The organism is Paraburkholderia polaris, assembly GCF_012927345.1.
Classification (GTDB): domain Bacteria; phylum Pseudomonadota; class Gammaproteobacteria; order Burkholderiales; family Burkholderiaceae; genus Paraburkholderia; species Paraburkholderia polaris.
Window position 1 is genome coordinate 24,220 of the sequence record NZ_JABBGJ010000062.1, and the last position, 21,075, is coordinate 45,294.

At 62.1% G+C, this 21,075-nt stretch carries 17 protein-coding genes and 2 pseudogenes; 5 read left to right on the plus strand and 14 right to left on the minus strand.

From position 1 onward, the window contains the following. Window positions 1-76 precede the first annotated feature (76 nt). The 3 genes from HHL24_RS38940 to HHL24_RS38950 all read left to right on the plus strand — a co-directional run bounded on the left by HHL24_RS38940 (window position 77) and on the right by HHL24_RS38950 (window position 3,840). The gene (locus HHL24_RS38940) at window positions 77-1,273 is read left to right on the plus strand and encodes a serine hydrolase domain-containing protein (RefSeq protein ID WP_169490620.1); all 1,197 of its coding nucleotides are present in this window, start codon (window positions 77-79) and stop codon (window positions 1,271-1,273) included. An 81-nt stretch (window positions 1,274-1,354) separates the two neighbouring features. After that, window positions 1,355-2,476, plus strand: a complete 1,122-nt coding sequence (locus tag HHL24_RS38945) for a polyamine ABC transporter substrate-binding protein (protein WP_230417755.1) — start codon at window positions 1,355-1,357, stop codon at window positions 2,474-2,476. Window positions 2,477-2,745: 269 nt separating this feature from the next. Then, a complete protein-coding gene (locus HHL24_RS38950; protein ID WP_169490621.1) occupies window positions 2,746-3,840 on the plus strand; it encodes a polyamine ABC transporter substrate-binding protein in 1,095 nt (364 codons plus the stop codon). A gap of 199 nt (window positions 3,841-4,039) precedes the next feature. On the opposite strand, the gene HHL24_RS38955 is transcribed toward HHL24_RS38950, so the two are convergent. The 12 genes from HHL24_RS38955 to HHL24_RS39010 all read right to left on the minus strand — a co-directional run bounded on the left by HHL24_RS38955 (window position 4,040) and on the right by HHL24_RS39010 (window position 17,861). After that, window positions 4,040-5,620 (minus strand): DUF3138 family protein, encoded by a 1,581-nt coding sequence (locus HHL24_RS38955; RefSeq protein WP_169490622.1) that lies wholly within the window; start codon window positions 5,618-5,620, stop codon window positions 4,040-4,042. A gap of 53 nt (window positions 5,621-5,673) precedes the next feature. Then, entirely contained in the window at window positions 5,674-6,579 is a 906-nt protein-coding gene (locus HHL24_RS38960; RefSeq protein WP_169490623.1) for an ABC transporter permease subunit, read from the minus strand. Next, complete coding sequence (locus HHL24_RS38965; RefSeq protein WP_169490624.1) at window positions 6,576-7,493, minus strand: ABC transporter permease subunit; 918 nt, start codon at window positions 7,491-7,493, stop codon at window positions 6,576-6,578. The genes HHL24_RS38960 and HHL24_RS38965 overlap by 4 nt, the downstream gene beginning before the upstream one ends. A 14-nt stretch (window positions 7,494-7,507) precedes the next feature. Beyond that, window positions 7,508-8,644 carry an ABC transporter ATP-binding protein gene (locus HHL24_RS38970; RefSeq protein WP_169490625.1) on the minus strand — a complete coding sequence of 379 codons (1,137 nt, stop codon included), beginning with the start codon at window positions 8,642-8,644 and terminating at the stop codon, window positions 7,508-7,510. A gap of 508 nt (window positions 8,645-9,152) precedes the next feature. Beyond that, complete coding sequence (locus tag HHL24_RS38975) at window positions 9,153-10,004, minus strand: helix-turn-helix transcriptional regulator (RefSeq protein ID WP_169490626.1); 852 nt, start codon at window positions 10,002-10,004, stop codon at window positions 9,153-9,155. 122 nt (window positions 10,005-10,126) lie between these two features. Further along, window positions 10,127-11,629, minus strand: coding sequence for an aldehyde dehydrogenase family protein (locus tag HHL24_RS38980; RefSeq protein ID WP_169490627.1), 1,503 nt, complete (start codon window positions 11,627-11,629; stop codon window positions 10,127-10,129). A gap of 13 nt (window positions 11,630-11,642) precedes the next feature. Continuing rightward, window positions 11,643-12,593, minus strand: a complete 951-nt coding sequence (gene speB, locus HHL24_RS38985; protein ID WP_169490628.1) for an agmatinase — start codon at window positions 12,591-12,593, stop codon at window positions 11,643-11,645. 214 nt (window positions 12,594-12,807) lie between these two features. Next, on the minus strand, window positions 12,808-13,794 hold the full coding sequence (locus HHL24_RS38990; protein ID WP_169490629.1) for a LysR family transcriptional regulator: 987 nt from the start codon (window positions 13,792-13,794) through the stop codon (window positions 12,808-12,810). 157 nt (window positions 13,795-13,951) lie between these two features. After that, window positions 13,952-15,397 (minus strand): NAD(P)/FAD-dependent oxidoreductase, encoded by a 1,446-nt coding sequence (locus tag HHL24_RS38995; RefSeq protein WP_169490630.1) that lies wholly within the window; start codon window positions 15,395-15,397, stop codon window positions 13,952-13,954. Next, on the minus strand, window positions 15,390-17,105 hold the full coding sequence (locus HHL24_RS39000) for an amidohydrolase (protein ID WP_169490631.1): 1,716 nt from the start codon (window positions 17,103-17,105) through the stop codon (window positions 15,390-15,392). Before HHL24_RS39000 ends, HHL24_RS38995 begins: the two co-directional genes overlap by 8 nt. Window positions 17,106-17,181: 76 nt before the next feature. Next, window positions 17,182-17,526: a cupin domain-containing protein gene (locus HHL24_RS39005; protein ID WP_121113201.1), complete on the minus strand. Its 345-nt coding sequence runs from the start codon at window positions 17,524-17,526 to the stop codon at window positions 17,182-17,184. Between the two features lie 155 nt (window positions 17,527-17,681). Further along, window positions 17,682-17,861: a helix-turn-helix domain-containing protein gene (locus tag HHL24_RS39010; protein WP_206003209.1), complete on the minus strand. Its 180-nt coding sequence runs from the start codon at window positions 17,859-17,861 to the stop codon at window positions 17,682-17,684. Between the two features lie 281 nt (window positions 17,862-18,142). Between HHL24_RS39010 and HHL24_RS45220 the strand changes: the two genes are divergently transcribed. Together HHL24_RS45220 and HHL24_RS39015 are read left to right on the plus strand one after the other, a co-directional pair. Then, window positions 18,143-18,340, plus strand: a complete 198-nt coding sequence (locus tag HHL24_RS45220; RefSeq protein ID WP_206003210.1) for a hypothetical protein — start codon at window positions 18,143-18,145, stop codon at window positions 18,338-18,340. A 121-nt stretch (window positions 18,341-18,461) separates the two neighbouring features. After that, window positions 18,462-19,201: pseudogene (locus HHL24_RS39015) on the plus strand (Tn3 family transposase); the annotation flags it as partial. 217 nt (window positions 19,202-19,418) lie between these two features. Here the strand turns inward: HHL24_RS39015 and HHL24_RS44360 are convergent. Both HHL24_RS44360 and HHL24_RS39025 read right to left on the minus strand, forming a co-directional pair. After that, window positions 19,419-19,559: pseudogene (locus tag HHL24_RS44360) on the minus strand (IS6 family transposase); the annotation flags it as partial. A 208-nt stretch (window positions 19,560-19,767) separates the two neighbouring features. After that, window positions 19,768-21,075 (minus strand): acetate--CoA ligase (locus HHL24_RS39025; RefSeq protein ID WP_169490632.1); only part of this gene is annotated, 1,308 nt, incomplete at its 5' end.

A 21,075-nucleotide genomic window follows, 5' to 3' on the forward strand; every position in this document is an offset into this window, starting at 1 on the left:
CCCTCCGCGGGGGGGCAGACCGGCACATGGGGCGTCTCTATAGTGGCCCGCAACTTAACCCAAAGGAAGATGGCCAATGTCACGCATCATGTGCGGCGCACCCGTGCCCGCCGAGGACCAGGTTACCCTCTCAAACTGGCGCACCGCGCCGTACAGCCAATGGGCGTTTCATAACGTCCGCCGTCTGCTGCCCACCGCGCCCATCCACGGAGAACCGCGGGGCACCAGCACTTTCGCAGCGGAGCCTGCACGCATGACCGATCTCGGCACGCTGACCTTCGAGACGCCCGCCGGCGAAACGTGGACACTCGAGCGCATGCTCAAGGCAACGAGCTCCGATGGCTTCCTCGTCATGCAGCACGGCACGATCGTGACCGAGCGCTACGACCATGGCCTCACGCCGGACTCGCCGCATTTGATCTTCTCGGTGACGAAATCGGTTGTCGGCCTGCTTGCGGGCGTGCTGGCGGACCTCGGGTTGCTCGACGTCGATGCGGCCGTCACGCACTACGTGCCCGCACTGCGCGGCAGCGCATTCGATGGCGCCACGGTGCGCCATTTGCTCGACATGACTGTGAGCATTGACTTCGCGGAGGATTATCTCGACACGAGCGGCAACTTCTTGCGCTACCGTCGCGCTATGGGCTGGAATCCGCCGAGCGAACGCGACCCGATCGATCTGCGGCGCTTCCTCACCGAACTCAAGCGCGGCGAGCGCGCCCACGGCGAGGTCTTCCACTACAACTCGCCAACCACCGACGTTCTCGGTTGGGTACTCGAAAGCGCGGCGGCGCAGCCGCTCGACGCGCTGCTTTCGCGGCACATCTGGGCACCTATCGGCGCACGGCACGATGCCTATATGGCGCTCGACCGGCTCGGCGCGCCTCGCGCCGCCGCTGGCATGTGCGCGACACTCGCCGACCTGGCGCGCTTCGCGGAGATGGTGCGCTGCCGCGGTGTGGCGAACGGCCGTCAGGTTGTACCCGGCGAGTGGATCGACGACGTGCTCGCCAACGGCAGCCGCGCTGCGTGGGACCACTCGACATGGGCCGATTTCCTGCCGGGCGGACGCTATCGCAGCAAGTGGTACGTCACCGGCGAATCGGGTAGCCCCTACATGGCGATCGGCATTCACGGTCAGTGGATCTACATCGACCCGGCCGCAGGCGTCGTGATCGTCCGGCTCTCAGCGCAGCCGCTGCCCGTTGACGACGCGGCAGACGCCCTCGCGCTCTGCGCCTACCGGGCCATCGTCCACCATCTCGCGGCCTGAGTGCGTGCTCGCTAAATTCTCTTGAATCCAAATCACGCCGTCCGCGTCGGACGGTCCCTTTAAGCCATGAAGGAAGGACCAATGAAGAAGGGTAGTATCGAAAGGAGCATGAAGGCAGTCTGTGCAGCGCTCGCGCTCGCAGGCCTCGCATGGCAGACCATGCCGTCGGCGAGGGCGGAAGACCAGGTTGTGAACGTGTACAACTGGGGTAATTCGATCGGCAAGGGCACCATCGCCAACTTCGAGAAGGCCACAGGTATCAAGGTCGAATATCAGGAGTTCGATTCGAACGATACGCTGCAGGCAAAGCTCCTGTCCGGCAACTCAGGCTACGACGTCGTGGTGCCCTCCGACATGTACTGGGCGCGCCAGATGCAGGCCGGTATCTTCCAGAAGATCGACAAGTCGAAGATTCCAAACTACGGCCTGCTCGACCCGACGATTCTCAAGATCCTCATGCAGGAAGATCCGGGCAACCAGTATGGCATTCCATGGTCGTGGGGTAGCGACGGTCTCGGTATCAACGTCGAGAAGGTCAAAGCCGCCCTCGGCAACGATGTGCCGCTCGACAGCTGGGCGTTGCTGTTCGATCCGAAGTACGCGCAGAAGCTCAAGAGCTGCGGCATCTCCCTGCTTGACTCGCCCGTCGACGTGTTCGGCATGGCGCTCGTCTACCTGAAGAAAGACCCCAACACTATCAACCCCAAGGACTATCAGGAGGCCTACGAGCTGCTCAAAGGGATCCGTCCATACATCACACAGTTCAACAGCGCAAGCTACATCAACGACCTCGCCGGCGGCGACATCTGTATCGCGCTCGGCTGGTCAGGCGACGTAAATTCGGCACGCCTTGCTGCGCTATCGGCGAAAAAGTCCTACCACATCAAATACGTGATTCCGAACGAAGGCGCGGCGATGTGGTTCGACATGATGGCGATTCCGAAGGATGCGCCGCACGCGGGGAACGCGATGAAGTTCATCAACTTCGTCATTTCGACCCAGGAGGCAGCAAATCTGACGAACTACACGTCGTATCCGACGGCCGTACCGGCGGCGAAAGCACTCGTGCGTCCCGACGTGCTGGCCGATCCCGCTGTGTTTCCTGCGCCCGAGTTGTACCGCAAGATGTTCGTGAGCAAGCCGATGCCGCAGGATCTCACGCGCCTGCTGAACCGTCTCTGGGCCAAACTCAAGGTCGGCTAACATTCCCCTCTCTGGCGGCTCCACCGCCAGTTGCGCCTGGCGGAGCCGACGGCGGCAGCCAGGCATGTTCTTCCCAGGCCTGCCCGCCGCGGGTCATTCCCTTGCCGCTTCGGCGTTGAATCGCAATGGTGTCTGCCCTGCCTGCGGGGGGGCAGACCGGGGATTTTGCTCCAGCTACATTTCTTCGCAGCCCAAACCATGCCGCCCGAACCGGGCGGTCACATTAGACTGCGGAGGAACGACGAGTGAATAGGAAAATCGCAAGGAGAATGAAGGCAATCTGTGCAGCGCTTGCGCTCGCAGGCCTCGCATGGCAGACCATGCCGTCGGCGAGGGCGGAAGACCAGGTTGTGAACGTGTACAACTGGGGCAACTCGATCGGCAAGGACACGATCGCCAACTTCGAGAAGGCCACAGGTATCAAGGTCGAATATCAGGAGTTCGATTCGAACGATACGCTGCAGGCAAAGCTCCTGTCCGGCAACTCGGGCTACGACGTCGTGGTGCCCTCCGACATGTACTGGGCGCGCCAGATGCAGGCCGGCATCTTCCAGAAGATCGATAAGTCGAAGATTCCGAACTACGGCCTGCTCGACCCCGAAATCATGAAAATCCTTCGGCAGGACGATCCGGGCAACCAGTACGGCATTCCATGGTCGTGGGGCAGCGATGGTCTCGGTATCAACGTCGAGAAGGTCAAAGCCGCCCTCGGCAACGATGTGCCGCTCGATAGCTGGGCGTTGCTGTTCGATCCGAAGTACGCGCAGAAGCTCAAGAGCTGCGGCATCTCCCTGCTTGACTCTCCGCTCGACGCATTCGGCATGGCGCTCTTTTATCTGAAGAAAGACCCCAACACTATCAACCCCAAGGACTATCAGGAGGCCTACGAGCTGCTCAAAGGGATCCGTCCATACATCACGCAGTTCAACAGCGCAAGCTACATCAACGACCTCGCGGGCGGCGACATCTGTCTCGCGCTCGGCTGGTCAGGCGACGTGAACTCGGCGCGCCTTGCTGCCGTGTCGGCGAAAAAGTCCTACCACATCAAGTACGTGATTCCGAACGAAGGCACGGCGCTGTGGTTCGACATGATGGCGATTCCGAAGGGTGCGCCGCACCCCGAGAACGCGATGAAGTTCATCAACTTCGTCATTTCGACCCAGGAGGCAGCAAATCTGACGAACTACACGTCGTACCCTTCCGCCGTGCCGTCCGCGAAGGCGCTTGTGCGTCCCGAGGTGCTCACCGATCCGGCGGTGTTCCCGCCGCCCGAAGTCTATCGCAAGCTCTACGTGAGCACGCCCCTGCCGGCCGACCTCATGCGTCTGCAAAACCGTCTTTGGGCGAAGCTGAAGACTGACTGATGTCTCGGTAACCGGCGGCTCTGCCGCCGGTTACGCCAATGTTTGTCGCGGTAGAAAGTTTGATGGGAATGGGAGTTTGCGGCGCAACCAGCTTGATCCCACTTGCCGTAGGAGCCGCGCCTAATGAAATGTGCCATGCTGGGCGCGCAACGAAAAGCGGACCGTCGTACCGACCGGTCCGACTGCATCGCCAGTAGACTCAGAACGCGTAGATGAGTTGAGTACCGAAGAGATCGTTCGACTTCGCATACGAGCCGTCGCTGCGCAGGAATGTATCGTGCGTCGACCAGTCGTGACGATATTCCATCTTGATCGTGATCTGCTGCGTCGGATAAAACAGCAGGTCCAGCGCTACATCCTGGCGCACCGAGCCCTTGCATTCAAACCCATAGCCGCCATTCGCCTTCGACGCCGCGAGGCAACTCGCGCCAATGCCGAAGCCGTTGTACGGGTCCATGCCGTTGCCGTTTAGCAGGATACTGCTCGCGCCGCCGCCGTTCTTCTGGTCGGCCAGCACGTCGTAGCGCGCGGTCACGCCCATGCGGCCGAGGCCTGGCACGTGGAACTTGCGGTTGGCGAGGAGCGACAGGCCATACCATTGCGCCGTCCCGCCGTTGTATGCCGCATTCCCCTGCTGGCCGTAGTCGAGTTCCGCGTTGTACTGCATATCCGCGGTCTGATAGGTCATATCGGCTTCGCTGAAGAAGAACGTACCGAACGGGCTCGACGACTGGCCGCCCGCGCCGTAGACCGGTAGCGGATTGCCGTTCGGGCCCACGCCCTGGATCAGCGTCTGGCGGCCGATATTGAACGAACCGCCGATGTCGAGCGCGCCCGACCACGTATAGTCCACGCGCGCCGTGAAGGTCGGCACCCTGTTGCTGGTCGTGACCGGGTCGCCCAACGCATTGGTGCCTGTCTGGATCTGCGAGCCCGACGTGTGGAACTGTTCGTTGCCGAGCATGAACTTCCACGCCCAGTTGCTGCCCTCGCCCATGTAGTTCAGGCCCACGCCCACGTAGGCGCCTGGATCCGAGAAGTCATACAGCAGGTTGTGCGTGAGGGTCAGCATCTGGGTGGACTGCTGCACCTCATAGCCGCCGAAGCTCGGCATCAGACCCGCGACGACCGAGGTCGTCATCGAGAACGGCACTGTAATCACCGCCGTATTCAGTATGTCCGAGGCGGTGCTGTTGTGCTCGTTTAACAGCGAGATGCCATAGCCGCGATTGGGCATCAGCGTGACTTCCGCCGACGGCGCGAGCGGGCCGACGCCGAACGTCTTCTTGATGTCGAGGAACACGTCGCCGAACGTGCTGTTGTAGTACTGGTACTCGCTCGCATGGTTCGCGAACAGGAACGACGCGCTGCCGAGGCCGCGGTTATAGATGTAGGTCGGGTCCAGGTAGCCCGTTACCGAAAGGCCGGCGATCGGACCCGTGGTGGCCGCGTCCGTGAGCGCATCGACCTTCAACTGCTGGTTTGAGATCTGCTGCTTCATCTGGTCGACTTCGTCGTTCGTCAGTTGGGCCCGCGCGCTGCCGTAGTCAGGCGAGGACGCATCCACCGCGGCCGGCGCTGCGACAGGCGGTCCCGCATCGGAAGCGCCCGCGCTCTTCCCCGTCCCGGCGGCCATCTGTCCTGCCCGCAGTTGCTTCACCTCCTTCTGCAGCGCCTGAAGCTGTTTCTCAAGCGTCTTGATCTCGTCGCTGGTGGTGTCCGCCACGGCGACAGCCGGCAGGACACCGGCCACCATGAGGCAGATTAGCTTCTTTTTCATTCATTGTTCTCCTGATTGGTCTTATTGCGAATCACGTAATGAAGCAGGGTGAATCAAACCTTGGCCGGATTGAGCTTGCTGGGCGCTTTTCCAGCGGCGGGCGCCCTCTTCTGATCCTCGTTCGCCTCCGAAATAAACGCCCGGTGGATGTCGCGCATGCGCTTACGTTCGCGACTCTGCATCCAACGGTTCACGCCCACCACGCCGGTGGTGACAAGGCAAATGAAGATCGTGGCGAGCGCGTTCATCTCCGGATTCAGGCCGAGACGCACGCGCGAATAGACGACGAGCGGCAGCGTGGTCGAGCCCGGGCCTGAGAGGAACGCCGACAGAATCAGATCGTCAATCGAGACCGTGAAGGAGAGCAGCCCCGAGACCAGCGCCTGCGAAATAAGGGGTAGCGTGATGACGAAAAACACCTTCAATGGCGTGGCGCCGAGATCGAGTGCGGCTTCTTCGAACGCCAGGTTCAGTTCTTTCATGCGCGACTGCACGATGATCGCCACGAATGAGACACATAGCATCACGTGGCCGATCCAGATCGTCACTAGTCCGCGGCCGGCAGGCCAGTCGAACACCTGCTCCATGGCCACGAAGAGCAGCAGCAGCGAAATCCCCATAATCACCTCAGGAATCACGAGCGGCGCATTGATCATTGCCGTGAACAAGGTAAAGCCCTTGAAGCGGCCCATGCGTGCAAGCACGAAGCCCGCCCAGGTGCCGACCACTACCGAAGAAAAGGCGGTCAGCAAGGCGATCTTTAGGGACAGCCACGCGCCGGCGAGCAGCTCGGCGTCGTGCAGCACAGCTCCGTACCACTTCAATGAAAAACCGGCCCAGACGGTGACGAGGTTTGAACTGTTGAACGAGTACACCACCAGGCTGATGATCGGGATGTACAGGAACAGAAATCCGAGCGTGAGTACGCTCGTGGAAAGGATGCGGTTTGGCTTGATCATTTGCGTTCCTCCAGCTCTTTGACCTGGTAGTACTGAAAGAGGGCCATTGGTACGAGCAGCAGGAGCACCATCGCGACCGTCACGGCCGACGCCATCGGCCAGTCCATGTTGTTGAAAAACTCGTCCCACATGACGCGGCCGATCATCAGCGTGTCCGCGCCGCCGAGCAGCTCGGGAATCACGTACTCGCCCACCGCAGGAATAAAGACCAGCAGACTGCCGGCGATGATCCCGTTCTTCGACAGGGGCAACGTAATCTTCGTGAAGGCCACCCATGGCTTGGCGCCGAGGTCGTACGCGGCCTCCAGCAGCGTGAGGTTCATCTTGACGAGGTGCGCGTAGAGCGGCATCACCATGAACGGCAGATAGGAATAGACCATGCCGATATAGACGCCCGCATTGCTGTGATAGAGGTGCAGCGGCGAGTGGATAAGACCGACGGCCATCAGCGCGTGGTTGAGCAGGCCATCATCCTTGAGGATGCCGATCCATGCATAAACGCGGATCAGGAACGAGGTCCAGAACGGCAGCATCACGCCCATCATCAGCAGGTTGCGTGTGGCCGGGTTCGAACGCGCGATGTAGTAGGCAATCGGGTAGCCGATCAGCAGGCAAAGCAGCGTGGAGATCGCCGCAATCTTGACGGAGCTGACGTAGGTGGCGATGTACAAGTCGTCCTGCAGCAGGAAGGCGTAGTGGCCGAGCTGCAGCGCGAAATGCACCATGCCATCCTTTATCTCGACGAGATTCGTGTAGGGCGGAACGCCCATCATCTGGTCGGCGAAGCTGATCTTGAGAACTAGCACGAACGGTACGGCGAAGAACAGCGTGAGCCACGCGAACGGCACGCCGATGACGGTGATGCGGCCCGAGGGCGCGAAGCGCGAGAACGCGCGAGCGATGGAGGAGCTCATGGACGGTGCTCTCCTTACTGCGTGACTACGACGCAGCTGGCCGGCGACCAGGACACGTAGACGTCGTCGTTCCAGGCGGGCGCTCCCTCGCTCATGAGCTGCGAGCTCGAAAGGTTCGAGACGACCGCCTTGCCGCCGGGAAGGCGCACGTGATAGAGCGAGTAGCTGCCCATGTAGGCGACGTCGGTGACCACGCCGCGCGCCCAGTTGTGGGGCGTGGCCGGCTTCTCACGCGTCACGAGCACGCGCTCGGGGCGCACCGAGATGCCCACGGGCATGCCGAGTGGTCCCGTGATGCCGTGGCTCACGTACAAGCGCGCTTCGAGGTCTTCGCTCTCGACGAAGATGTGATCCGGCTCGTCCTCCACCACGCGGCCCTCGAATAGGTTAGTTGAGCCGACGAACTCAGCGGAGAAGCGACTGTTCGGGAACTCGTAGACGTCATTGGGCGTACCAATCTGAACGATGCGACCTTCGCTCATCACGGCGAGGCGGTTGGCCATCGTCATCGCCTCTTCCTGATCGTGCGTGACCATCACGCACGTGACGTCGACCTTTTCGATGATGTTCACGAGCTCGAGCTGGGTCTTCTGGCGGATCTTTTTGTCGAGTGCGGACATGGGCTCGTCGAGAAGCAAGAGCTTGGGACGCTTGACCAGCGAGCGGGCGAGCGCGACGCGCTGCTGCTGGCCGCCGGAGAGCTGGTGAGGCTTGCGTTGCGCGTAGCGGGTCATTTGCACGAGATTGAGGGCGTCGGCCACGCGCTCCCTGATTTCGTTCTTCGGAACGCCTTCCTGCTTGAGACCGAATGCAACGTTCGCTTCGACAGTCATGTGCGGGAAGAGCGCATAGGACTGGAACATCATATTGACGGGGCGCCGGTAGGGCGGCAGCGTCGCGAGGTCTTCCCCATCGACGAAGATGCGGCCTGCGGTGGTCGTCTCCAACCCCGCTAGCATGCGCAGCAGCGTGGACTTGCCGCAGCCCGAGCTGCCGAGAAGCGCGAACAGTTCGTTCTTCGCGATGTCGAGGCTCACGTTATCCACGGCGGCACTCTCGCCGAACTTCTTGACGACACGTTCGATGCGCACGAAGCGCTCGTCGTCCGTCCGCGGCGCGGAAGTGGAATTAGCTGATGGCGTTTCTTTCATAAATCGTTCATCCAATTGCTGTTCGCGGACATGAACCGATCCTCGCCTGGTGCGGGGGCGCCTTGCGGACTCATGCCTCAGGTGGGGAAACCGAAGTACTACGGGCGCATTTTTAAACCCGTCAAATTTGCGTTGAATTACTATTTGTTGTCCTTCACATTCAGGACCGTCGATGCAAATGCGCGCAGGCGAGGCCGTCCCGCTGCGCGGCGTAAAGCGAACGGCCGCGCAGGCAGTTGACTATCTGCGTCGTGGTGGAGAGGGGGACAAGCAGGAGGCCTGGAAGGCGGGACCAGAAACGGTGGCTGGCCTGATCGAACGGGTTGTGACAATGCCCTCCTACTACTCGCGCGGCGGGAGAACTTTCATCGAGAAATTGGGCAGCCGGGTCGTGCCCGTGAAACCAAGTCAGCGGCGAAGCGGTTTTTTAATCGCCGGCACTTCGCAAATGGGTCGCGAACACTTTCACCTGGCGCGACGTTTTATGCAGTGGCGACAGCAGCGCGTCCTATTGCTCCGCCATCTGCGGTGCGATCTGGCCGTGTGCCCACAGCGCGAGCTCGCGTTTGGTCCTTACGCCTAGCTTGGCGAACGCTCGCTGGACATACGACTCGGTGGACGTCTGGCGCACCCCAAGCAGCGCTGCTGTTTCGGGCACTGTACGCCCGGCGATCAGGTGCCGGCAGCTCTCGTACTCCCGCTTCGAGAGATGGACGCCATCACGCGCGATACGCGCATCGAAAAGCACCAGCGGATTGGTTTCGGGCATCGCGTTGGCAGTGCGCTTCACGGCCGCCGTGCTGACATGCAATTCCAGTAGCGGAAACAGGAAATCGCCGAGATGCCTGAGATGATTGAGCTCGGCAAGGGAAAATTGCGACTGGTCATCGCGGCGCACGAGCGCGAGCGAATACTGCACGTGGCGGCTGCTCTTCGTGAGCACGCACTCATGGGCGATCTGCCGGCTATCGAAGATCAGATCGCGAAACTCGCCGGCCGGCAGCCTGCTCATGTCGCGCACGGCGAGATGCGTGCCCGTCGTGCCGCGAATGCCGGCGAAGAGCGGGTCGATGGCCTGGAAGCGGTCATAGTAGAGCGTCATCGTGTGGTCAAGAATATCTTGACCGTCGCGGACGGTGCCGCTGCCAATCCACTCGCAGCGATAGCCGAACGGAGAGGCAGGATCGAAGCGCGTGCGCTCGACATGGGCACAGTCGAGCGGAATCATCTCGTGCAGGAATAGCGTGAGCCGCCGCGCGAAATGAGGCAGGCCCACGGATGCGATGACTTCGCCGAGCGCCTTGATCGACACGTCGACGTGCCGGCTATGTTGATTGAAAGGGTCGACGTTGAGCAGCATGGTGACTCCGGTTTCGCTTAGTCCGTTTTCCCGTCGTGCGTTGAACCTTATCAGAAAGATAAACCGGTCAAAATCCGTGAAAGCCACCATTAGGCACGTGCGAGGGGCAAAGGGCGCCGGTGCTAGCGCGGGGCCGGCGCGATCGCGTGTCTCAGTTCCTGATAGCTGCGCAGCCCGGCGAGCCCGAGTTCGCGCCCGATCCCGCTCAGGCCGAAGCCGCCCCAACCGGTCTGTGCAAAGATGAGCTGCGGCGTGTTGTGCCATACGAGCCCCGTCTTCAGGCGCCGGCGATAGTGCCGCGCCATCTCCTCGTTTTCTGTCACGACCGTGGCGACGAGGCCGTAGCGCGTCCCGTTCGCGAGCGCGATGGCCTCGTCGTCGGTACGGAACGACTTCACGCAGGCAACCGGCCCGAACACTTCATCGGTCCACAGGACGTTGTCGGCGGTGGGCTCTGCCACGACGATGGGCGCCATAAAGAAGCCAGCCTCCTCCACCATCACCTTATCCGCCACCTGGCCCCAGAACGCAACGCGCGCCCCCTCTGCCATACCGCGTTCGACCAGCGCCTGCACGCGTGTGCGGTGTGCGCTGGAAATGAGCGGCCCCATGGTGGCGCCGCTCGTCTCCGGCGGCGCCACGACGAGCGCACGCACGGCCGTCTCGAATGCGGCCATGAACTTGCGGTACACATGGTCATGGACGAGAATGCGCGCGGTCGCCGAGCACATCTGCCCCGCATTCGTGAACGCACCGCCCACGGCTAGCGAGACCGCGAGATCGACGTCCGCATCTTCCCGAACAATCAGTGCCGACTTGCCACCCAATTCGAGCGTCACGCGTTTCATGTCTTCGGCGGCGGCGTGCATGACGTGGCGGCCCGCGGCCGTGCTCCCCGTAAACGAAATCTTGTCGACGAGCGGATGCGTGGTCAATCGGGCGCCGACCTCAGCACCGCCGTTCACGACGTTGACTACCCCTTCGGGCACGCCGGCCTGTGCAAGCAGATCGAGCAGCGCGTGCTCAGCGGGCGATGTCAGTTCGGAAGGCTTCAGCACGGCCGTGCAGCCCGCCGCGAGCGCCGGCGCGAGCTTCCATGCCGTTGTGACCATCGGGAAATTCCATGGCACGATCAACGCGGCGACGCCCACCGGGTCGTAGAAGCGCTCGGCCAGGACCGTGGCATCGGGCAGGGCGACGGGCTCGGCGTCGAACATTGCCGCTTCGTTGCACAGCCCGGCGTAGTAAGCGAAGGTCGCGGCGACGTCGCTGACGTCGGCCTCGGCCTCGACGCGCGGCTTGCCGCTCACGCGCATCTGCAGCGCGACGAGGGGCTCTCGCGCCTCTTCGACGCGTTCAGCCACCGTACGCAGGATTGCGCCGCGCACGGTGGGCGGCGTAGCGCACCACGGGTCGAACGCGGCGCGGGCCGCCTGCACGGCCTCGTCGATCTGGGAGGCAGAGGCGGTCTCCCGCCAGCCGATCGTGGCGCCGGTCGAAGCGTTGTAAATCGCGCTGCGCTGGGAGGTGTCGCAGGCGTGTACGGCGCGCCCGGCAATCCGGGCGGCAGGCAGAACCGGCAAGCCGCCGGCCACAGCCGCGCGGAGCGAGTCGTTTGTCGTCATGGCGCGCGGCCTCTCAACGGTAGTGGACGCCCGGCATCACGCAGAGCATTTCGAAAGCCAGGTTCGCGCCGACGAGCGCAGTGGTACCCGCCTGGTCATAGGGCGGCGACACCTCGACGAGATCCGCACCGACGAGATTGAGCCCCTGCATGCCGCGCACGATTTCGATACCCTGCTGCACGCTCAGACCACCGATCTCGGGCGTGCCGGTACCCGGCGCGAAGGCCGGATCGAGTCCGTCGATATCGAAGCTCAGGTACACGGGCGTGTCGCCGACGCGCGCCCGCACCTCTTCCATCAGCGGCGCAAGCGAGCGGTTCCAGCAGGCCTCGGCCTGCACCACCGTGAAGCCCTGGGCGCGGCACCAGTCGAAGTCGTCGGCATGATAGCCGCTGCCGCGCAGGCCGATCTGGGTGACCTTGTCGCATTGCAGAAGACCGTCTTCCACCGCGCGGCGAAACGGCGTGCCGTGCGCGATCTTCTCGCCGAACATCATGTCGTTGACGTCGGCGTGCGCATCGACGTGCACCACCGCGACCTTGCCATATTTCTTGTGGAGGGCCCGCAGGATCGGCCAGGCGATCGTGTGATCGCCACCCAGTGTGATGGGCCGGCAGCCGTTCGCGACGATCCGGTCATAGGCGGCCTCGATCAGCGTCATCGAGTCCTTGAGGTCGTAGGGGTTCGTTGCCACGTCGCCGATATCGGCCACCTGGAGCGAATCGAACGGCGCGGCGCGCGTCGCCATGTTGTACGGGCGTAGCAGCACCGACTCCGAGCGGATCTGGCGCGGTCCGAAGCGGGCGCCCGAACGGTTCGACGTGCCGATGTCGAGAGGCACACCGACAAAGCAGACATCCAGTCCCGCGGTCGTGTCGGCTTGCGGCAACCGCATCATCGTGGCGATGCCGCCAAAACGGGGCATCGCGTTGCCGCCTAGCGGCTGGTTGAATTCGGGTGTCATGGGGCCTGGGTCCCTGTTTGTTCTGGTACGAAAGGAAAGACGGACCCGCGCATCGTAGTAGAGAATATCCGCCGATAGATTCCGAAGTCGAAATACTGACGTTGGCCTGCGTCAATGTGAGCGGGAGCGGCACAGTTGCGGATTGCGCCGTGCCCCCATAAAGGGGGCGCGCGCCGAAACCTATGGGCCCAACCCTCCTGACATCGTTCAAATTTCAGCGTGTCGAGGCGTATTGACGCCCGTGCTCCACCGCATCAAGCGGCGCGCACAGGCGTTCGAAATCGCCGCCACGACCGTCCGACTGGATCGTGAACGCGCTCGCAAGATCCTGCAAAAACGCTCTGACGATGTGCTTGCCCTCTATGCTGCGCTTCATCAACAGATGGAACGGCACGTCAAAGCTGAACACTTCGCGCCCGATCGCCCTGACGAGGCCGCGTTGTTCGAACGCTTCGGCGTAGTGCGCGGGCAGATAACCCAGATGCCCTCCGGCGAGAATGAGGATCGTCGCAGCCTCGATACTGTCCGTGTTGGCCGTCACGCGACGACCGCTCAACGGGCTGTGCTCTTCGGGCACGGGATACGTGCGCCAGATCCATTCGTAGTCCTTCAATGCGTCGGCGGTCGGCGCGCGGGACGCATGGAAAAGCGGATGACCGCGCCCGCAGTAGATCGTCTGCTGCTCACTGAAGAGTGGTGTGTAGACAAGCCCCGGCACGCGATGCGAGAAGTAGCCGATTGCGAGGTCGAACTGGTTGTTGATCACACCCTCTTCAAGTTCCTGCGGAGAGGCTACTTTCATCGTAAAGCGCACGGCCTGGTCGCGCTTGCGAAACGTGCCGACTGCCTCGGCGATGCGGGCGTTCTCGACGAGGGGAGCCTGCCCGATCAAGCCGACCGACAAGGTTCCGACCAGCTTGCGGTCGATGTCGCGCACGTGCGCGACGAAGTCTGAGGTCGCGGCGATAAGGCTGCGCGCCGTCGCGGCGAAGCGCTCGCCCTTCGAGGTGAGGCGGAAGCCGCCGCGCCCGCGTTCGCACAGCGTAAAGCCGACGCGCGCCTCGAGCGCGGCCAGATGACTGCTGATGGTCGACTGGCGCACGCCCAGTGAAGACTCGGCGGCCGTAATGCCGCGCGCGTCGACTACCGCGAGGAATACGCGGATGAGTCGCAAATCAAGATCGGTGGTATTCGAAAACATGCTCCCCTTCCCCCTGCGATCTGGCCATGGGTTCTTCTGCCCCCATCGAGCCGTTTTGCGAAACGCGTGCGCAAGCTTATCGGCAGGCGCGCATGCGACTCATTAATCGCAGCGCGGCAGAAAGGCCGGATTGCCGCGCGGCGCGCCGCCGCGCGCCTCACATCGGAAAGCCCATCGCCTTGAGTCCGTTGATCCAGGCACGCTTCCAGCCGCCTTGCGCATCCGCGCCGTCGAATGCGTGGAACGTGATCTTTGCGCCGATCCATCGAAACGGCTCGGGCGGGATGTAACTCGGGCTCACGTTCGCAATATCGAGTTGACGTTCCGGACTCTTGCGATCAAACAGGATGTTCAATCCCATGAACGCGCCGAAGCGGCTCGCCGCCACGCCGAATCCCGTATAACCCGCCACAAACACGGCCTTGCCGCCAAAGTAGCGTTTAGCGAACACCGAACCGCGCGAACAGTAGTCGATCGGGCCGCCCCACGCGTGCGAGAAGCGCACGTCGGCGAGTTGCGGAAAGGTCCGGAAAAACGCCTGCGCGAGACGGGCGTACGTTTCGCGCAGGCCATCCGTGCGCGGATCCGGGTCGCCATCGAAGTGATAGCTCACGAGCCCACCGAAGATAATGTTGTTCTCGCGCGTCAGCCGGAAGTAGTTGAGCTGCGTGCGCGTGTCATAGATCCCCTGACGATTGCGCCAGCCAATGCGTTCAAGCTGCTCGGTGGTGAGCGGCTCGGTCGCGAGCACGTGGTCGCGCACCTGCATCACGCGGCGGTTGATGTCAGGCACACCCACCTTCGCCGTGCCACTGCCGAACACCACGCGCGGCGCGCGCACACTGCCCTTCGGTGTATCGACGCGCACCGCCTTGCCTTCGTCTGTGACCGTGACGAGCGGCGTGTGCTCGTAGAGCCGCACGCCCAGTTCAAGCGCCGCGCGCTTGAGTCCCCACGCGAGCTTTGCCGGATGCACGATGCCGCTGCGGTTGCGCGACCACAACGCGCCCTCGAAAAGTGGCGAGTTCAGTTGCGCACGCGTCTCGTCGCGGCCGAGCAGTACGACATCGTGGCCATGCTTGCGATGCAGCTCGTAGTCGCCGCGCAAATGATCGAGGTGGCCGGCATCCACTGCAACGGTCATCTCACCGTTCCATTCGATGTCCGCATCGATGCCATAGCGCGCGAGTGTGGCCTCGAAACCGTCGAGGTTGAGCTGGCCGAAGTGCTCGAGCTGGTCGATGTCGTTCGGAAATACGCGCACCGCGTTCGGCAGCCCGTGCATCACCGAAGTCGAAATGATGCCGCCCGCGCGCCCTGAGGCGCCGTGTGCGACGAGGTTTGCCTCGATCAGCACCACGTCGAGATGGGGCATGAGTTCCTTCGCCTGCACCGCTGCCCACAGTCCAGTGAAGCCGCCGCCCACAATCAGCAGATCGGCCTCGGTCGCGCCCACGAGTTCCGCTTCAGCGCCCGGCGCGGCCGGATTGTCCAGCCAGTACGGAAAGAGCTTCGCCTCGGCGAGCGCGGCAGGCGCGCCCAGCGGTTTTGCGTATTCCTCGGGCGAGTTGCGCACACGGCCCAGGATCGTCGCATCAGTCATACTGGGCCTCCTCCACGAAATGGCCCTGCGCATGCGTGACTTCGCCATTCATCATCGTGAGGCCTACCTCTACCTTTCCGATCTCGTACTTGCCCACCTCGAACAGATCCTGTTCAAGCACGATGAGGTCCGCGCGCTTGCCGACCGTCAGCGAGCCGATCTCGTGCTCCATACCGAGCTGGTACGCACCGTGGATCGTGTAGGCCGCGATAAGTTGCGGAATGCTGAGCCGTTCGTTAATGTCCGGAAAGACGGGCGCGTCGGGCTCGCCCGCCAGCTGACGCGTGTTGCCGGACTCGATATGCTCGACCGGCCGGTGCTGACACCGGCACTGGCAGGCAAGTCCATCCATCCCGATCGACACCGTCACCCCCTCTTCGATGAAGGTGCGGAACTTGTACATGCTGCTCCAGCGCTTCTCGCCATAGAACGCCCGAATCGCCTTCGTATAGGTGTCGACCACACCCCATTGCAGTTGTGTATTCGCGAGCACGCCGAGACGCCGGAAGCGCGGAATGTCGTCCGGATGGGTGAGAAACGCGTGCGTGATCACATGCCTGCGGTCACGTGGCGGATTGAGCGTGTTAGCGCGCTCGATCGCGTCGAGCGCGCCGCGCACCGCGGCGTCGCCCACACAATGCACCATGACGTCGACGCCATGCCGATCGGCTTCCAGAACGTAGCGGTTGAAGTCCTCGATAGGCGTGTTCGGTTCGCCGCAGTAGTGCGGGCGGTCGGCATAGGGCTCCAGCAGATAGGCCGTGTGATTCACTTCCGTGCCGTCGAGGAACAGCTTGAGCGTGCGCGCCTTGACGAGCGGTGACTGGTAACGCGCACGATAGTCGAGGATGGTCTCGACGGGGTCGCGCAGGGTCTCGACCGCGACGTAGCTGCCCACCACCCGCAGCTTGAGCACAGCGTCGCGCTCCATGCGCTGCAACGTTTCGTACAGCCAGGTCTGGTCGCCGCTTGGATCGAGAAAACCCGCATCGAAGACCGTTGTGATGCCCGCCGCCACGAGCTTCTTCTGCCACGCGATAAACGACGCGTAATAGAGCTCGCCCCACGGCGGTAAATAGCCTGCCTCAGAGAGGCGGCGCATGAGCAGCGAATAGGCCGCGCCGTCCACCACCAGGCCGGTCGGCTCGCCCGTGACAGGGTCCTTCTCGAACCAGCTAGCCCCTTCTTCCACGGGCGGCGTGGCGGCGTCGATGCCGCCGGCTTCCAGTGCCTTCGAGTTCACCCACATCGTATGGAAGTCGGTGGAAAGCAGACACACGGGACGGTCCGCGCAAATGGCGTCGAGCGTTTCGCGGCGCAGCAACTCGGGCGGCATCGCAGCCTGCACCCAGCCCATGCCGATAATGCTTTTCTCGTCCGGGTGCGTGTCGACATAGGCGCGCAGCCCTTCGAGCACCTGTTGGGGGTCTTCGAAGTTGAGAAAGGCTTGCGAGGCGAACGCCGTGGTCGAGAAGTGCCAGTGCGATTCCACGAAGCCCGGCAAAATCAGCCGGCCGCCCGCGTCGATCGTGCGCGTTTTCGCGCCGACGAAACGTTGTGCCGCGCCCATGTCGCCGACAAACACGATCCGCCCTTCACGCGTGGCAATCGCGCTCGCCCAGGGGCGGTGTGGGTCGACGGTATAGACGCGCGCATTCGTGAAGACGACGTCGGCCGGCGTCTCCCTGTTTTCGTTTTCTTGACTCATGAATGGGAACCGGTACAGAGGATAGAAGGCGTCGGCGCGCGCCGTACGCATGCGCGCGCAACGGTTCGCAACGCGCTCAGGATTGCTCGAGCAGGACGTAGAACTTCTTCGCGTCCTCGATGGTTTCCCAGCGGCCAGCAAAACCCGCCGGCAGCAGATAGCCCTCGCCCGCACGAAACTCCTTGCGATTACCCTCGGCGTCGGTCAGCGCGATTCGCCCTTCGACAAGCCAGACGACTTCGTCCGCCGTTGTTTCCGGAAACTCCACCGCACCGACCTTGCCCTCCCACCAGCCGACGATGTAATTGCGGCTCTGGCCTTGCGCGGCGCGCCAATCGCTCTCGTCCATGCCGAAGTTCAGCTTTGTGTATTCGCCAATACCCGCGCCCAGCGCAATGATGTCTCGAACCAGTTTTGTCATGTGAATCTCTTGTGCCTTGAATGAGGAAACCGTCGACAAAGTTATCGGTTCGACTCCCTCCGGTATGCCCCCCTTCAGGGGGGGCACGGCACAATCTGCTGCTGTCCCGCTTCCGCTAACGCCTGTCTTGCACCGTCCAGATAGATCTGCCCCGCCTATGTAAGGGTCATTCTTCGCGTGGGCCGCTCGAAGAGCCGGGCACCCAATTCGGCCTCCAGTTGCATAACCGCTTTGGTGACGGAGGAAAGCGTCTTACCCAACTGCTCTGCGGCCCGGCTGAAACCTCCAAAGTCCGCCGTCGCGATGAACATGGTCAGCGCTGCCATTTTGTCCATGAATCTATTCCTGATGGGTACAAAAGTTGTGTCAAAACGGGCCACGATTGATCGGTCGTTCATCCGTTAATCTACAGAGTCTGACTGAAAGGTACTCAAGGTCGCAACAAGCGGCGTGTCGTCGTGTCGTTGGGCACAGTCGACTTGTTCGCCTCCGGAAAGGGTGGGAGTGCCGACCGGCATCCACGGCGCCCACGCCTCAACGACCCATCAACGGCCCGTCTGCAGTCGCGGTGAGGTCGACGCGACACATGGTAAACCGGGCAGCAGAACCATCCGTCGTGAAGATTCGAACTTTCGTGAGCGAGGCAGCAGACCCAGCGCTTCGCGGGCCGCAGATTGGTGAAGCGTGCGCGCAGGAGATCGCCGGGACGACGTCGCTTTGCCTCTACAACGATAAGCTGACGGAGCGCCTGCAGGGCGTTCTGGCGGAAGGCAGCCGATTCCAACAAGCGGCTGCAAAGCCCCGTCAGGTTTGACTCCCACTTCTCCAGGCGATGGCCTACCCATCGTCCTACCCATACTGCAAAATCAATAGCCGTGACAGGCCAAAAAAGACGCGTGGCGCGTCGGATCAGGTCCTTGCGGGCTAGCCTCCAATATACCGACTTTGCGATTGGTATGTCCCGGGCACCAGGCTTTGATCTGTGCCCTCGTCTGTTCCATCTTCGTGACCGTCGACTTCACGTTCCCCGCAGGCACGATGTCCCACTGCGACTTGTCCGATTACTGATCGCGATGTCAGACTCAATCTCATCGCGGACGTATGGGATGAGTTTGTGAGGATCGCCGCGTCCATACGCTCTGGAAAGAGTACTGCAGTCGACGCCCTCACCCGCTTTGGCTCAGCAGCGCGTGGGCAGGCCGTGTATGAAGGTGGCGTTCACATCGGGCGTCTGTTCAGAAGCATCTTTCTGATCGACTATTTCACAAATACCGCGTTCAGGACCGAGTTGCAGCATGTGTTGAACCGCGGTGAAGCCGTACACAACGTTCAACGCGCAATCCATATCGGCAAGATTCCCGTTGAACTGGCCCGACGTCAGGAATCACTCTCGGCGGTTTCCTCTGCACTGACACATCTAGCGAATATTCTGATGGCATGGAACACCACCCACATGCAACGCGTCCTTGGAGAAATACAGGCAGCCGCGGGCCAGCCACTGGAATCTGAACAGTTAAGGCGGATCGCGCCGGCCCACCTGGAGGGCATCAATCTGCGCGGGACATTCAACTTCCCGGTGGCGCGGTACGCGCGACGAATCCTTCCAAGTCCCGCGAGTGATCTGCACACATCGACCGCCAGTCGTCGAGCCCACGCTGTCGACTCCTGCCAGTGAATTGATAATGCAGACGGTGTCTGCATTATTGGCTTTTCAATACCCTTTTCGAAGCGCATCGGGCTGGTACCGCCATCACGCAAATGCGAGTCCCCCCAAAACGAGTAGTCAGCACGTGCTTGATTGGAATTAAAATTTATACAGGGTCACAAGGCGGAGCCGCGCCACGCTTACGTGCCCCTAACCGGAAAAATGCACGAAAATCAAAGGTACTCCTGATAACCATGTCGCGCGCAAACAGCAACTCTTCTATGTCGCGTACGCTCAACTGAAAGCGAAAATACCAGCGAACAGTGCAACTGATAATGGGAGCCGGAAAGCGATGACTGTGATGAAGCGATTTTGAATTCTTCGTCACACGCTCTTACGCGACAGCTCCGGCAAGGTGACAAAGTCGTGGCGCAGTGTGAAGTAAGAGGAGATGTATCTGAATGTGTATAAATCGATCAGCCAGACCGGCAGTCAATCGTTGCTTACCTGACCTCTACAACCCGTGCCGCCCTCACTTCAGTCCGGCGGATCGGACATCGGCCATGGTGGTCCGGTCGCCGATCACTATCAACCTATTAAACTCCGCCGCCGAGCTGATCAAGAATCGCCGGGTTCTCCAGCGTCGACACGTCCTGGGTGATTTCCTCACCCTTCGCGAGCGAGCGCAACAGGCGGCGCATGATCTTGCCCGAACGCGTCTTCGGCAGGTTCTCGCCAAAGCGGATGTCCTTCGGCTTGGCAATCGGACCGATCTCCTTGGCGACCCAGGCGCGCAGTTCGTTGGCGAGCTTCACCGCTTCTTCGCCTTCAGGACGCGCACGTTTGAGCACCACGAACGCGCACACGGCTTCGCCGGTGGTCGCATCAGGACGGCCCACTACGGCCGCTTCAGCCACGATCGGGTTCGACACCAGCGCCGACTCGATCTCCATCGTGCCGAGACGGTGGCCGGACACGTTGAGCACGTCGTCGATGCGGCCCATGATCGTGAAGTAGCCGGTTTCCTTGTCGCGCACCGCGCCGTCGCCGGCGAGATACAGCTTGCCGCCGAGTTCTTCGGGGAAATAGCTCTTCTTGTAGCGGTCCGGATCGCCCCACACGTTGCGCAGCATCGACGGCCACGGACGCTTCACCACCAGAATGCCGCCCTGCCCGTTCGGCACGTCCTGGCCGGTTTCGTCGACGACCGCTGCCATGATGCCAGGCAGCGGCAGCGTGCACGAACCCGGCACCAATGGCGTGGCGCCCGGCAGCGGCGTGATCATGTGGCCGCCGGTTTCGGTTTGCCACCACGTATCGACAATCGGGCAGCGGCCGCCGCCGACGTTCTCGTAATACCACACCCACGCTTCCGGATTGATCGGCTCACCGACCGTGCCGATGATACGCAGCGTCGACAGGTCGTAGCTCTTCGGATGCACTTTCTCGTCCGCTTCGGCGGACTTGATCAGCGAGCGGATCGCCGTGGGCGCGGTATAGAACAGCGTGACCTTGTGCTTCGCGATCATGTCCCAGAAGCGGCCGGCGTTCGGATAGGTCGGCACACCTTCGAACACGACCTGGGTGCCGCCGAGCGTCAACGGGCCATACGTGATGTAGCTGTGGCCGGTGATCCAGCCGATGTCGGCGGTACACCAGAACACATCCGTAGGCTTCCAGTCGAAGGTCCATTTCAAGGTCTGCGCGGCCCACAGCAGATAGCCGCCGGTGCTGTGCTGCACGCCCTTGGGCTTGCCGGTCGAACCCGACGTATAGAGGATGAAAAGCGGATGCTCGGCGCCGACCCACTCGGGTGCGCATTGATCCGATTCGGCCTGGGTGAGTTCGTGCATCCACAGATCGCGGCTGTCGTCCCATGCGATCTTGCCGCCGGTGCGCTTATA

Excerpts from the sequence above, each read along its gene's own strand:
- HHL24_RS38940 (WP_169490620.1), top strand. The coding sequence starts at position 77 with ATGTCACGCATCATGTGCGGCGCACCCGTGCCCGCCGAGGACCAGGTT.
- HHL24_RS38945 (WP_230417755.1), top strand. The coding sequence starts at position 1,355 with ATGAAGAAGGGTAGTATCGAAAGGAGCATGAAGGCAGTCTGTGCAGCG.
- HHL24_RS38950 (WP_169490621.1), top strand. The coding sequence starts at position 2,746 with ATGAAGGCAATCTGTGCAGCGCTTGCGCTCGCAGGCCTCGCATGGCAG.
- HHL24_RS38955 (WP_169490622.1), bottom strand. The coding sequence starts at position 5,620 with ATGAAAAAGAAGCTAATCTGCCTCATGGTGGCCGGTGTCCTGCCGGCT.
- HHL24_RS38960 (WP_169490623.1), bottom strand. The coding sequence starts at position 6,579 with ATGATCAAGCCAAACCGCATCCTTTCCACGAGCGTACTCACGCTCGGA.
- HHL24_RS38965 (WP_169490624.1), bottom strand. The coding sequence starts at position 7,493 with ATGAGCTCCTCCATCGCTCGCGCGTTCTCGCGCTTCGCGCCCTCGGGC.
- HHL24_RS38970 (WP_169490625.1), bottom strand. The coding sequence starts at position 8,644 with ATGAAAGAAACGCCATCAGCTAATTCCACTTCCGCGCCGCGGACGGAC.
- HHL24_RS38975 (WP_169490626.1), bottom strand. The coding sequence starts at position 10,004 with ATGCTGCTCAACGTCGACCCTTTCAATCAACATAGCCGGCACGTCGAC.
- HHL24_RS38980 (WP_169490627.1), bottom strand. The coding sequence starts at position 11,629 with ATGACGACAAACGACTCGCTCCGCGCGGCTGTGGCCGGCGGCTTGCCG.
- speB (WP_169490628.1), bottom strand. The coding sequence starts at position 12,593 with ATGACACCCGAATTCAACCAGCCGCTAGGCGGCAACGCGATGCCCCGT.
- HHL24_RS38990 (WP_169490629.1), bottom strand. The coding sequence starts at position 13,794 with ATGTTTTCGAATACCACCGATCTTGATTTGCGACTCATCCGCGTATTC.
- HHL24_RS38995 (WP_169490630.1), bottom strand. The coding sequence starts at position 15,397 with ATGACTGATGCGACGATCCTGGGCCGTGTGCGCAACTCGCCCGAGGAA.
- HHL24_RS39000 (WP_169490631.1), bottom strand. The coding sequence starts at position 17,105 with ATGAGTCAAGAAAACGAAAACAGGGAGACGCCGGCCGACGTCGTCTTC.
- HHL24_RS39005 (WP_121113201.1), bottom strand. The coding sequence starts at position 17,526 with ATGACAAAACTGGTTCGAGACATCATTGCGCTGGGCGCGGGTATTGGC.
- HHL24_RS39010 (WP_206003209.1), bottom strand. The coding sequence starts at position 17,861 with ATGGACAAAATGGCAGCGCTGACCATGTTCATCGCGACGGCGGACTTT.